Below are 12513 nucleotides of genomic sequence, written 5' to 3' on the forward strand. Positions count from 1 at the left end.
ATCAGAAGATGATCGAAAAGTATATTCGTGATCAAGAAATAGAAGATAGACTGAGTGATAGTATAAGTAAAAAAGAGTATATTGATCCCTTTGCAAAATAGGTAAAGGGAGTTTGCGGTTGGCAGTCCATTAAAAAAAGCCCCTTTAAGGGGCTCGCAGTAACAAGCCCTTCTAGGGCTGACCGTAAAGCCACCAGCTACGCTGGTGGATATTTACTGACTATTTGTAAAGATGATTTGACGCAAAAAAAGTATTTAGTTGGTCAAACCAAAATATTGGATAAGATAACGAGCAAGTCCATCCTCATCATTGGTGAAATCAGTCTGGTCTTGACTAACTTTAACGAGTTCAGGATTGGCATTTTTCATTGCAACACCAAGACCTGCGTAGGTTAACATTTCTAAATCATTTTCTTCGTCACCGAAAGCCAGAATGGCCTCTTGAGGAATACGGTAGAATTCGGCAATGGCTTTGACACCGATTGCTTTATTGATGCCTTTTCTAACAACTTCGAGGCAGGGAAGTTGGCCGCCCCAAGTACGGACAGAAACTTGATCACCGTAGACAGTTAAGATATTTTGTTCGATTTCTTTTTGTTTGCTTTCGTGAGAGAAAATGGTTAAGGCTGTGGGATCATAGGTTAAAGATTCTCGGCTTAATCGATAAACATGAGATCGGTCAACCGGATAAAAGGGACTGTCTGGTAGAGCCATAGAAGTGGTAAAAAGTTGATCACGGCCCTCTGCACAGAGTAAATTAATTTCCAATTGTTCTTGGTGGCTAAATAATTCAAAAGCCATTTCTTTGTCTAGGCAGACATGGTAGGATGGAATCCATTGATCGTTTCCTGGGAAATGACATAAGGCTCCATTAAAGTTAACCATAGGAGCTTGGATATTTAATTGCCGGTAGATAGCTTCACTATTTCGATAGGGACGTCCTGTGACAATGCAGACTAAGTGTCCCATTTGATCTAATGTTTGTAAGGTTTGAATCGTGAGCGGGCTCACTTTAGATTGATTATTTAAAGTTGTACCATCTAGGTCAATCGCAATCAGATGTTGTTTCATACTTTCGCTCCTTTACATTTTCCTAAGCATTATAACCAATATTCAAATTGAAGACAATCTTGATTAACTTTAATGATTAGCATTTAACTTGATATCAGTGGTGAAAATATGACACAATAAATAGGTAAAATAGTTTGAGAAATGAGGCCTTAATCATGGCAGATGAAATAAAAATGACTCAAGTAGAAGAAGCGTTAAAATTCGCAATCTTTGAACAATTAGAACAAGTCATTGATCCGGAATTAGGAGTCGATATTGTAAATCTTGGTTTAGTTTATGAAGTGGATTTAAATGAAGAAGGCCTATGCCAAGTGAAAATGACCTTGACAACAATTGGTTGCCCCTTAGCTGATGTGATTGTCCAAGATGTTAAGCAACAGCTACTCAAAATAGAAGCAATTAAAGAAGTTAATGTGGAATTTGTCTGGTATCCGGCATGGACTCCAGAACGAATGAGTCGCTATGCCCGAATTGCCTTAGGAGTTAAACTATAGTCAAAAATAGTCAAAATAATTGTTGACCTTTTCTGACCAATGAGTTAAGATATTATCAAGCCTGAGATCGGCTTCCTTTTTAAGGAAAATTAATTGACCAAAGTTGACCTTTGAATCATGAAGGAAAGGTTGGAATGAATATGATAGAAAAAATGACAACAAGTATGCAAGAAGCTTTGGGTCAAGCTCAACAAATAGCCCAAACCCGAAAACATCAAGAAATCGATATCCCTCATTTGTGGTTGAGTTTAGTTCAGCCAGAATCTTTTACGACGAATCTATATCAAGATCTTGGTTTAAATGTGATTGACTTTAAAGTCAAAATCGAAGCAGAGATTGATAAATTAGCGATGGTTGAAGGAGCGAACATTCAATACGGCCAGAGTATTTCAAGTCGTTTAAATCAGTTATTTGCAAAAGCAAATCAGATAGCACAGTCATGGCAGGATGATTTTTTGTCAACGGAAGTGTTTGTTCTAGCTTTATTTGATCAAAAAGGGAATCCTTTAACACAATACTTAACAAGTCATGGCGTGACAGAAGAAAAAATGAAAGAACGAATCCAGCAATTAAGAGGAGGAGATCGTGTGACATCACAAAATCAAGAAGCAAATTATGAATCACTGGCTAAGTATGCGACTAATTTAGTTAAAGCAGTTAAAGAGAATAAACTCGATCCAGTAATTGGTCGAGATGAAGAAATACGTGATGTGATTCGTATTCTATCACGTAAAACTAAGAATAATCCGGTTTTAATTGGTGAGCCAGGGGTTGGTAAAACAGCCATTATTGAAGGCCTCGCTCATCGAATTGTTCGTAAAGACGTACCGGAAAACCTTAAAGATAAAGAAATTTTCAGTTTAGATATGGGAGCCTTAATTGCCGGGGCTAAGTACCGGGGTGAATTTGAAGAACGACTTAAGGCCGTTCTTAAAGAAGTTAAACAAGCTGAAGGACACATTATCTTATTTATTGATGAAATTCATACCATTGTTGGTGCAGGTAAAACAGAAGGGTCAATGGATGCTGGAAACTTGTTAAAACCAATGTTAGCTCGTGGTGAATTGCATTGTATCGGTGCGACTACTTTAGATGAATATCGAGAAAATATTGAAAAAGATAAAGCCTTAGAGCGCCGCTTCCAACGTGTTTTAGTTAAAGAACCTACGGTAGAAGATACTATTTCGATATTACGGGGTCTTAAAGAACGCTTCGAAATTCACCATGGTGTCAATATTCACGATAATGCTTTAGTAGCTGCTGCCACCTTATCTCATCGATACATTACCGATCGTTTCTTGCCCGATAAAGCTATTGACCTCGTTGACGAGGCTTGTGCTACGATTCGGGTTGAAATGAATTCAATGCCAACGGAAATGGATCAAGTGAATCGTCGTTTAATGCAGTTGGAAATTGAAGAAGCAGCCCTTAAGAAAGAAACCGATGATGCCAGCAAAAAACGTTTAGACTTACTTCGAGAAGAATTAGCTGAACTTCGGGAACAGGCTAATAGTTTAAAAATGCGTTGGGAAGTTGAAAAAGAAGCAGCCAATGCTTTACAAACAAAAAGACAAGGTTTAGAAGAAGCACGCCGTCAACTAGAAGAGGCAGAAGCAAACTATGATTTAGAAAAAGCCGCTGAATTACGTCATGGGCGAATTCCACAATTAGAAAAAGCTTTACGTGAATTTGAAGCGGAACAAGACTTAAAACAAGAAAATCGTTTGACACAAGAAGCGGTAACAGATGAGGAAATTGCTAAAGTGGTGGGACGCTTAACCGGCATACCAGTGAATCGTCTGGTTGAAGGTGAACGTGAAAAATTATTGAAATTAGATGAAACCCTTCATCAACGTGTCATCGGTCAAGAAGAAGCCGTTGAGAAAGTCGCCGAGGCAGTCCTCCGTTCGCGGGCTGGATTACAGAATCCAAATCGTCCAATTGGATCTTTCTTGTTCTTAGGTCCAACGGGTGTCGGTAAAACAGAATTAGCCAAAACCTTAGCTGAAACTTTATTTGATGCTGAAGATCATTTAGTTAGAATTGATATGTCCGAATATATGGAGAAACATACAGTCTCGCGTTTAGTTGGCGCGCCTCCAGGATATGTTGGGTATGAAGAAGGCGGCCAATTAACCGAAGCCGTGAGACGTAATCCGTACACGATTGTCTTGCTAGATGAAATTGAGAAAGCTCACCCAGATGTCTTCAATATTCTTTTGCAAGTCTTAGATGATGGCCGTTTAACAGACTCTAAAGGTCGTACAGTTGATTTCAAAAATACGGTTTTAATAATGACAAGTAACCTTGGTTCGCCTATACTCTTAGAGGGTGTTGATCAAGAGGGACAAATCACGACTCAAGCTCAAGAGCAAATCGATCACTTATTAAAGAGCCACTTTAAACCCGAATTCCTAAATCGAATTGATGATATTGTCATGTTCACACCGCTTTCTATGCGTCACATGAACCGTATCATTCATAAAATGTTGGCTCAACTTGAAAATCGTTTGCATAATCAAGATATTGAATTGGATATTGAAGAAGACGCTGTAAATTGGTTAGCTGAAAAAGGTTACGACCCAATTTATGGAGCCCGTCCTTTGATGCGTTTTATTACCAAAGAATTGGAAACTCCTTTAGCCAAAGCCTTAATTAAAGGTGATATTTATCCGAATTCGTTGGTCAAAGTTAGTCTAGAGACTTGTGAACCAGAACATCTCATCTTCAAAGCTGAGCCAAAAGCTGACTAAGGGTAGTCTGAACGGTTTATTACGTGAGTCATTTTAGTTGACCAAATTCTTTGTTGAATGTAAAAAAATTAACCTAACTCGCGATGAGTTAGATTAATTTTTTTGTCTAGATTCAAGTAGAATCAGGCTTGAGACTGTTATCTTGCTCAAGGGTATGCTATATTCTTAGAAGAAATGAAAAGGATGTGAACTATGGAGAAAATTGATCGATTAATTATGAAATATTTGCTCATCCTTGCTTTAATATTTTTAGCAGTTATGAATTCAAATCATATTTTGCGATTTATTGGTCAAGTGTTTAATGTTTTAACACCTGTCTTTATGGGCTTTGCTATTGCTTATGTGGTAAATGTATTAATGAGTCGCTATGAAAAATTTTGGTTTCGTGATAAAAAGGATGGGTGGCAAGCGAAATATCGACGACCTATTTGTATGGCATTGGCCTTTTTGACCATTGGCTGTGTGTTAACTTTTATTACTTGGTTAGTGGTACCACAGTTCATTTCTGCGATTGGGCAGTTTGCTGAGACTCTACCGGCAGTAGCTAAAGAAATTTCCAATTGGACCCAAGCTAATAAGGAAGCTTATCCACAAATATCGACTAGTTTAAAATCGATGGGTATTGACATTCAAGCAGTTTTACAGAATTTAGTGACCTATTTTAATGGAATTAGCAAACGTGTTTTGTCAGGTTCTGTAACTTTCTTAGCTACAACAGCAACGAATATTCTTAATTTGGTTTTGGCCATTATGTTATCCTTCTATATTTTGTCAACGAAAGAAACTCTCCAGCGCCAAGCTGATAAAATCTTGTCTACCTATTTGAATCAGCAAGACTATGTCTATTTTAAGAACATCGTAAAAGTGGCTGATGAATCTTTCGCCAATTTCTTTGCGGGTGAAGTGATAGAAGCCTTTATTTTAGGCATATTAGTGACTTCAGGTATGTTTATTTTGAAATTGCCTTTTGCTGGTATGATTGGAGCAGTAACCGGAATTCTAGTCCTAATTCCTGTATTAGGGGCTTATCTTTCTGCTGTTATTGGTTTTATCATAATTTTAACGGTTTCATTCAAACAAGCCTGTTTCTTTGTCATTTTCATTACGGTCATTCAACAGTTGGAAGGAAATTTAATCTATCCTAAGATTGTGGGTGGCTCGATTGGTTTGCCAGGTCTTTGGGTTTTGGTTTCTGTTACTGTTTTTGGGGGCCTATTTGGAATCCCAGGTATGTTAATAGGAGTTCCTTTAGCCGCAACCTTATATAAACTTCTCCGTCAAGATATCAACAATCGACAACAGGTTAATCTTGAAAGTTCGGGGAGATCGTTGATCCGTCCTGCCCTTGAGCGGGATGATAGGCAAGAAGAAGGAATTAGTTTGTTGGATCAATAACAATAACTCAGGTCGATATTATGACTGTATGTTCGCGACGGATAGATCGATCATTATTCCATTTAAAACAACCTCTTAGTCATGCTAAGGGGTTGTTTTGCTAAGGTGATTTTCTCATAAATATCATTTTACAAATAGGGCTTTCAATAATTGCCTTATTAGACATTGAACTTAAAAACAAACTTTGTAAATTTATATAATAATTTAATCAACATTTGAATAATATTAGGTGTTTTAAAATGATTTTAAATGGTATATACTGACCATAAAGGAGGGATGATTATGATAGTTTGGCTGCTGATAAGTGGTGTTTGCTTATCCTTATCAGTCTTCTTGAAGCCGCAAATTGTATACTTTCTTGCCAGTATGACTTTTATGGGTTTATACTTCGACATTCAGTCTTATTTTTTGGCTTTCGTGATTTGTTTAATTGGATTTGCTTTATTGATGGTAGAATTATATGTTCCTGACTTTGGCATAGCAGGCCTCGTAGGTTTGGTCACTATCGGCTATGCGATTAATCTTAAATTAGGAGATTTTACCCAATCTCTATTAGCGATCATTTATTTAACTTTGGTTATCATAATCGTCAGTGTAATCATGATGAAACTAGGAAACTCTTTGCGATTAAATTCAAACTTTATTCTAGCTACGAATTTAACTCGCGATGCTGGATATTCTAGCTCCAAAGATGATCCTGATTTATTGGGACAAGCTGGGGAAACGATAACTGATTTACGTCCGGTTGGTAAAGCAAAAATCAACCAAAAATACTATGATGTCATAAGTTTAACACATATGATTGAAGCAAATCGTCCTGTGAAAGTCGTTAAAGTTAGTGGTTCATCTATTTATGTAGAAGAGAGGGAAGTAAATGACTAATACTATCTTATATGGAGAATCTATGGCGGGCGGGATTATTTTAGCAATTCTAGTTCTCCTATTTATTCTCTTGTTTTTCCGTTTTGTACCAGTTGGCTTGTGGATTACAGCTTATTTTTCAGGTGTAAAGGTTGGAATTGGTGATTTAGTGGGTATGCGTTTGCGTCGGGTTGCTCCTGCTAAGATCATTAATCCATTAATTAAAGCCACTAAAGCTGGCTTGAAAATCGACACAAATCAATTAGAAGCCCATTACCTTGCTGGTGGGAATGTCAATATGGTAATTGATGCCTTAATTGCTGCCCAACGGGCTAATATTGATCTGGAGTTTGAACAAGCTGCAGCGATTGACTTAGCTGGCCGAAATGTATTTGAAGCCGTCCAAGTATCAGTTAACCCTAAAGTTATTGAAACACCGGTTATTGCCGGAGTAGCTATGGATGGGATTGAAGTTAAAGCTAAAGCTAAAGTTACAGTCAGAGCCAATATTGAACGTTTAGTCGGCGGAGCGGGTGAAGAAACTATTATCGCTCGGGTTGGTGAAGGGATTGTCACTACTGTTGGTAGTGCGCCTAAGCACTCTATTGTTTTAGAAAACCCTGATTCAATCTCGCAAACCATTTTGCGCAAAGGGTTAGATTCAGGAACCGCTTTTGAAATTCTCTCGATTGATATTGCGGATGTTGATGTCGGCCGAAATATCGGTGCGAAATTGCAAGCCGATCAAGCCGTTGCTGATAAGAAAATTGCTCAAGCAAAAGCTGAGGAACGTCGCGCCTTTGCAGTAGCAGAAGAACAAGAGATGTTAGCTGAAGTTCAACGTATGAGAGCGCGAGTGGTAGAAGCTGAATCCGAAGTGCCTTTGGCTATTGCGGAAGCCTTCAAGAAGGGCAATTTGGGTGTGATGGATTATTATAATCTAAAAAATATCCAATCCGATACAGCGATGAGGGAATCCATTGCTAAAGAGGCTCCTCACCAAACGACTCAAGGACAAGAATCATGACCTTGAATGATTTATTCGTTCTGTTAGCTTTAATCATTAGTTTTTTCAGCATATTTTTTGCGATATTAAATAAGATTTTGAAGATGATTTCTCGATCAACCGAGAAGTATCAACGCCAAATAGAGGCAATCAATCATGGTAAGAGAAATCTTAATCATACTCATTTGAAAGATAATCTTGATAAACAAATAAAACAAACAGAGCGAAAAATGACCAGTCATACTGAAATGGATCCGCAAATTAAACGCGATTTATTATTGATGAAACTTCAAAATAAAGCTCAATCTAGTCAATCTAAGACACAAGTAGCGATGAACAATCAAACTTTAGGACGCGACTTTGTTTCTAAAACAGTTGAACCTCTTGTGGAAATAGCGGGGCTTAAAGAAATAACTAAAGAATTTCTTCCACAATATATACCAGAGAAGGAAATTGTGCAGCCGGATCAATCATCTAACAGTCAAGAATTTAAGATTGATGTCCATCCTGAAGAATCTACTTTAGCAAAGGTTGATCAAGAGTTGGCTTCTAGCCTAACTAGCGATCAAGAGGCTGCCTGGTTAGATGAACTTACTCAGTTTGAAAATTCGCTAGTCGGCGATGATCAAGAAGAATTTCTTCAAGTTCATCATCGACCTGTTGTAAAGCTGAATCCAGCTCAGGGTCGTTTACAAGCCATTTCTTATAAAGACATGATGGTTGCTAAAGAAATCTTTGGTCCGGCAAAGGCCAAACATAGTCGCTTATAATCATTTATCGACTGATGTGAGCTAATATTTATAAATAAAAAATTCCGTTTGATTATCAGCTTTATGCAGATAGTCAAACGGATTTTTTGTGCCTAATGGAACGAGAGGGGTTATTCGAATGGGAATAATTTTTATATTAAAGGGGAGGATGTTTGAACCATTTTATCTGTAAGGAGTCTTTCAATATGGAGAGTTTCTCTTTTCGATTTTGGCGTATTTTCTTCAGTGTCAATCGCAGTAAATGGTTAAGCATGGTCTCATAGCGATGTTTGTCAGTTGGGTTTAATTGGTTTGATGCTTGTCTTATTTTACTTAGATAATAGCGAAGGTCATTACTGAATTCGTCTAGTGAAACAGCTCCAGTAGCTAAAAGGGCATAAAAACTGGTTTCAACGAAAAAGGCTAGGTCATCGCCGGTATAATCGTTGGCCCAAGTCTTTATAACCCAGTCGACTGTTTGACTAAAACTAGACGAAAAAGGGATTTGAATGAAGTGGTGATTGTCAACCAACCAATTAGTCGCAAAATGCTGATGGAGACCAAAGGCTTTACTTTTAACTATAATGTAGGGAGTTCGATGAACAAGCATCTTACCCACCACTGAATCTTGAGGAATAAATAGTTGAATCTTGGACAATATATGTTGGTAACCTTGAGAATTAAGAAACGATTCGTGAAAGCCTGGACCATCATAGGCAGAGACTTGGATTAATTGCTGATGAAATGAGCGGCTTTGCATGGCAGAGGCATAAATGGCTAGATTGCCTCCTTTTGAATGTCCTGTAATATAATAGCGATAGGTTGAGTATTGATGAAATACAGCTTTTAAATAAAAGGCGGAGGCAATTTGGGCTGGAACAGGTTCCTGGTATGACATCATTAAGTCTTCTTTCCAACCAATTATGGTATCATCTGTTCCTCGAAAGACAACTTGAATTTCCTTTATTTGGGGTAAAAGCCACAATGCAGCGGCGAATTGTTGGTTTATATCCGGATTAAATTGTTGATGAAAGCCGAGTAGGATGAGGTCTTGGTAGCGAGTAGCTGACTGCATTAACTTTAGTAAGCGTAAACGACTCGGAGTGAACATTAATTTTTTTAGCGGTTTAGCATCAGGGAAGTGTTGGTAAAATTTTTGACACAATTGTTCCGGACTCAAGCCTTCTTCAGGATCAAAACTAGAAGTAACCAAGGAATCAATCGGCAAGTAGAGGATTTCATTGAGAATGAGTCGGTCGATTTCGTTCATCGGTTCTTCTTCAAAGGGGATATTGCGAAACTTCATTAAATAATCGACACAAGTAGCCATAATTATCCCTCCTTACTTATAGTGTAGCATAAGTTAAAGACTTATTATGTTTATACCAAACAGAAAATTTTCCCTTGCAATATGACCGGACTTAAGTTAGAATGATTAACGGTGTAAAAACCAATTCACACGAACAAGGATAGTGATTAGGGTGCTCTTGAATTAGAGTCTAATGATTAGTTGAGTTGTTCGGAGGAAAATAAAAACCAAATGGAGGAATACAAATTATGGCAGTTATTTCAATGAAACAATTGTTAGAAGCTGGTGTGCACTTTGGACACCAAACACGTCGCTGGAACCCAAAAATGAAACGTTACATCTTTACTGAACGTAACGGAATCTACATTATCGACTTACAAAAGACCGTTAAATTAGTCGATGAAGCATACAACTATATGCGCGAAGCATCTGCTGATGGCGGCGTTGTCTTGTTTGTTGGTACAAAGAAACAAGCTCAACAAGCTGTTGAAGAACAAGCTAAACGTGCAGGTCAATATTACATTAATCACCGTTGGTTAGGTGGATTATTAACTAACTGGGATACCATCCAAAAACGTATCAAACGCTTAAAAGCTATTGAAAAAATGGCTGAAGATGGTACTTTCGATGTGCTTCCTAAGAAAGAAGTTATCGAAATTCGTAAGGAACAAGATCGTTTAGAAAAATTCTTAGGCGGTATCAAAGATATGCCAAGAATTCCTGACGTAATCTTTATCGTTGACCCACGTAAAGAACGCATTGCTGTTCAAGAAGCGCACAAATTAAACATTCCAATCGTGGCTATGGTTGATACTAACTGTGACCCAGATGAAATTGATGTTGTTATCCCATCTAATGATGATGCTATTCGTGCGATTAAATTAGTTGCAGCTGCTATGGCTGATGCAATTATCGAATCAAACCAAGGAAACATCGCTGAGGATGTAACGGAAGAAGCTTCTGATAAAGATTTCTTTGATAACTTATTCGAATCAAACGAAGAAAAACCAGCTGTAGAAGCTGAATAATTTATAAAGATTAAAGAGACTGTCTCATAGCAGGAAACAAACCATAGGCTCGAAAGCTAGGTGCCTGTGTGAGACAGTTTTTTATTATATTTATTTTTTAGGCTATACTATGCTATAGTATAGTAGAACTACCAATTGAATTTAGGAGGATTTATTAATGGCAATTTCAGCAAAACAAGTTAAAGAATTACGTGATATGACAGGCGTAGGTATGATGGATGCTAAGAAAGCCTTAGTTGAAGTAGATGGCGATATGGACAAAGCTGTTGACTATTTACGTGAAAAAGGGTTAGCTAAAGCAGCTAAGAAAGCTGATCGTATTGCAGCAGAAGGTGTGACAGCTACTTATATTGATGGTGAAACTGCTGCCATTATTGAATTAAATGCTGAAACTGACTTTGTTTCAAAAAATGATAAATTCAAAGATTTAGTTAGTGTGATTGTTAAAGCAATTGCAGAAGGTAAGCCAGCCTCTATGGAAGAAGCATTAGCTTTAGAAGTAAATGGTGAAAGTATTGATAACATGATTAAAGAAGCTACAACAGTTATCGGTGAAAAAATTTCTTTACGTCGTTTCCAATTACTTACCAAAGAAGCTTCTGATGTATTTGGTGAATATTTACATATGGGTGGACGTATCGGTGTTCTAACTTTAGTTAAAGGAACTGATGATGCAGCTGCAGCTAAAGATGTTGCGATGCACGTTGCCGCTTTAAATCCTCGTTACGTATCTCGTGAAGATGTATCTGAAGAAGACTACAAACACGAAGAAAAAATTCAAACTGAATTAGCTTTAAACGAAGGTAAACCAGCTAATATCGTTGAAAAAATGATTAAAGGTCGTATGAATAAATATTTAGCTGAAATCAGTTTAACTGAACAAGCTTTCGTTAAAAATCCTGACCAAACAGTAGCAGAATTCTTAGCAACTAAAGGCGGAACTATTTCTACATTCGTTCGTTATGAAGTGGGCGAAGGAATGGAAAAACGTCAAGATAACTTTGCAGAAGAAGTTGCTGCTCAAATGGGTAAATAATTTAATTTGTTGAGTTTACTAAGCCCCATTATGGGGCTTTTTTTAGGAAAAGCTAAAGAGGTGGGGGAAGTATGGATAAACCAAAATATAAACGTATCATCTTAAAATTAAGTGGTGAGGCCATGGCTGGTAATGAAGGATTTGGGATTAAACCTCAAACGATTCAGACTATGGTTGATGAGATTAAAGAAGTACATGCTCTAGGTGTAGAAATTGCTATTGTCGTAGGTGGTGGAAACATCTGGCGTGGACACATTGGTGAAGAAATGGGTATGGAACGTGCCCAAGCTGATTATATGGGTATGTTAGCTACTGTTATGAATGCCTTAGCGTTACAAGACGTTCTTGAAAACAATCAGGTGCCAACGCGTGTTCAAACAGCTCTTGAAATGCGTCAAGTTGCTGAGCCATATATTCGTCGTCGGGCTATACGTCATCTTGAAAAAGGGCGTGTCGTTATCTTCGCAGGTGGAACAGGAAATCCTTATTTTTCAACGGATACCTTAGCAGCCCTACGAGCTGCTGAAATTAATGCAGATGTCATCCTAATGGCTAAGAATAATGTGGATGGTGTGTACAATGCAGATCCACGGCATGATGAAACAGCGACTAAGTTTGATAATTTAAGTCATATGGACGTTATTGCTAAAGGTCTAAAAGTTATGGACTCAACGGCTTCATCATTAAGTATGGACAATGATATTCCATTGGTTGTCTTTAATTTAAATGAGTCCGGAAATATTCGTCGCGTTGTCTGTGGTGAAAATATTGGGACGGTCGTTGGCGGTCACGAATAAAACAATTCTGATTAA

General features: G+C 37.7%; 11 protein-coding genes. 9 read left to right on the top strand and 2 right to left on the bottom strand.

The window, feature by feature from the left end; all coding sequences use genetic code 11:
- Positions 1-254: 254 nt before the first annotated feature.
- Positions 255-1070 carry a Cof-type HAD-IIB family hydrolase gene (locus EIH20_RS00010; protein WP_124057301.1) on the bottom strand — a complete coding sequence of 272 codons (816 nt, stop codon included), beginning with the start codon at positions 1068-1070 and terminating at the stop codon, positions 255-257.
- 155 nt (positions 1071-1225) lie between these two features.
- Between EIH20_RS00010 and EIH20_RS00015 the strand changes: the two genes are divergently transcribed.
- From EIH20_RS00015 to EIH20_RS00040, 6 genes are all read left to right on the top strand, one after another.
- Positions 1226-1564: a metal-sulfur cluster assembly factor gene (locus EIH20_RS00015; protein WP_124057302.1), complete on the top strand. Its 339-nt coding sequence runs from the start codon at positions 1226-1228 to the stop codon at positions 1562-1564.
- Between the two features lie 140 nt (positions 1565-1704).
- Positions 1705-4317: an ATP-dependent chaperone ClpB gene (gene clpB / locus EIH20_RS00020; RefSeq protein ID WP_420894247.1), complete on the top strand. Its 2613-nt coding sequence runs from the start codon at positions 1705-1707 to the stop codon at positions 4315-4317.
- Positions 4318-4509: 192 nt separating this feature from the next.
- Positions 4510-5712, top strand: a complete 1203-nt coding sequence (locus tag EIH20_RS00025) for an AI-2E family transporter (RefSeq protein ID WP_124057304.1) — start codon at positions 4510-4512, stop codon at positions 5710-5712.
- A 282-nt stretch (positions 5713-5994) separates the two neighbouring features.
- On the top strand, positions 5995-6594 hold the full coding sequence (locus EIH20_RS00030) for an NfeD family protein (RefSeq protein WP_164470825.1): 600 nt from the start codon (positions 5995-5997) through the stop codon (positions 6592-6594).
- Between the two features lie 22 nt (positions 6595-6616).
- The gene (gene floA / locus EIH20_RS00035) at positions 6617-7600 is read left to right on the top strand and encodes a flotillin-like protein FloA (RefSeq protein WP_206424084.1); all 984 of its coding nucleotides are present in this window, start codon (positions 6617-6619) and stop codon (positions 7598-7600) included.
- On the top strand, positions 7597-8349 hold the full coding sequence (locus EIH20_RS00040) for a hypothetical protein (RefSeq protein ID WP_124057307.1): 753 nt from the start codon (positions 7597-7599) through the stop codon (positions 8347-8349). The genes floA and EIH20_RS00040 overlap by 4 nt, the downstream gene beginning before the upstream one ends.
- A 136-nt stretch (positions 8350-8485) precedes the next feature.
- Here the strand turns inward: EIH20_RS00040 and EIH20_RS00045 are convergent, their stop codons facing one another.
- Positions 8486-9658: an Mbeg1-like protein gene (locus tag EIH20_RS00045; RefSeq protein ID WP_124057308.1), complete on the bottom strand. Its 1173-nt coding sequence runs from the start codon at positions 9656-9658 to the stop codon at positions 8486-8488.
- A 227-nt stretch (positions 9659-9885) separates the two neighbouring features.
- Between EIH20_RS00045 and rpsB the strand changes: the two genes are divergently transcribed.
- From rpsB to pyrH, 3 genes are all read left to right on the top strand, one after another.
- On the top strand, positions 9886-10665 hold the full coding sequence (gene rpsB / locus EIH20_RS00050; RefSeq protein ID WP_124057309.1) for a 30S ribosomal protein S2: 780 nt from the start codon (positions 9886-9888) through the stop codon (positions 10663-10665).
- A 157-nt stretch (positions 10666-10822) separates the two neighbouring features.
- On the top strand, positions 10823-11701 hold the full coding sequence (tsf, locus tag EIH20_RS00055; protein ID WP_124057310.1) for a translation elongation factor Ts: 879 nt from the start codon (positions 10823-10825) through the stop codon (positions 11699-11701).
- A 71-nt stretch (positions 11702-11772) separates the two neighbouring features.
- Positions 11773-12498: a UMP kinase gene (gene pyrH / locus EIH20_RS00060; RefSeq protein ID WP_124057311.1), complete on the top strand. Its 726-nt coding sequence runs from the start codon at positions 11773-11775 to the stop codon at positions 12496-12498.
- The last annotated feature ends 15 nt before the right edge of the window (positions 12499-12513 follow it).

The organism is Vaginisenegalia massiliensis, from assembly GCF_900604935.1.
In the GTDB taxonomy this organism is placed as follows: Bacteria; Bacillota; Bacilli; order Lactobacillales; family Aerococcaceae; genus Vaginisenegalia; species Vaginisenegalia massiliensis.

Bases quoted from the DNA above. Each gene is read 5' to 3' on its own strand.
- EIH20_RS00015 (WP_124057302.1), top strand. From the start codon at position 1,226: ATGGCAGATGAAATAAAAATGACTCAAGTAGAAGAAGCGTTAAAATTC.
- EIH20_RS00040 (WP_124057307.1), top strand. From the start codon at position 7,597: ATGACCTTGAATGATTTATTCGTTCTGTTAGCTTTAATCATTAGTTTT.
- tsf (WP_124057310.1), top strand. From the start codon at position 10,823: ATGGCAATTTCAGCAAAACAAGTTAAAGAATTACGTGATATGACAGGC.
- clpB (WP_420894247.1), top strand. From the start codon at position 1,705: ATGATAGAAAAAATGACAACAAGTATGCAAGAAGCTTTGGGTCAAGCT.
- EIH20_RS00025 (WP_124057304.1), top strand. From the start codon at position 4,510: ATGGAGAAAATTGATCGATTAATTATGAAATATTTGCTCATCCTTGCT.
- rpsB (WP_124057309.1), top strand. From the start codon at position 9,886: ATGGCAGTTATTTCAATGAAACAATTGTTAGAAGCTGGTGTGCACTTT.
- EIH20_RS00010 (WP_124057301.1), bottom strand. From the start codon at position 1,070: ATGAAACAACATCTGATTGCGATTGACCTAGATGGTACAACTTTAAAT.
- EIH20_RS00030 (WP_164470825.1), top strand. From the start codon at position 5,995: ATGATAGTTTGGCTGCTGATAAGTGGTGTTTGCTTATCCTTATCAGTC.
- pyrH (WP_124057311.1), top strand. From the start codon at position 11,773: ATGGATAAACCAAAATATAAACGTATCATCTTAAAATTAAGTGGTGAG.
- floA (WP_206424084.1), top strand. From the start codon at position 6,617: ATGGCGGGCGGGATTATTTTAGCAATTCTAGTTCTCCTATTTATTCTC.
- EIH20_RS00045 (WP_124057308.1), bottom strand. From the start codon at position 9,658: ATGGCTACTTGTGTCGATTATTTAATGAAGTTTCGCAATATCCCCTTT.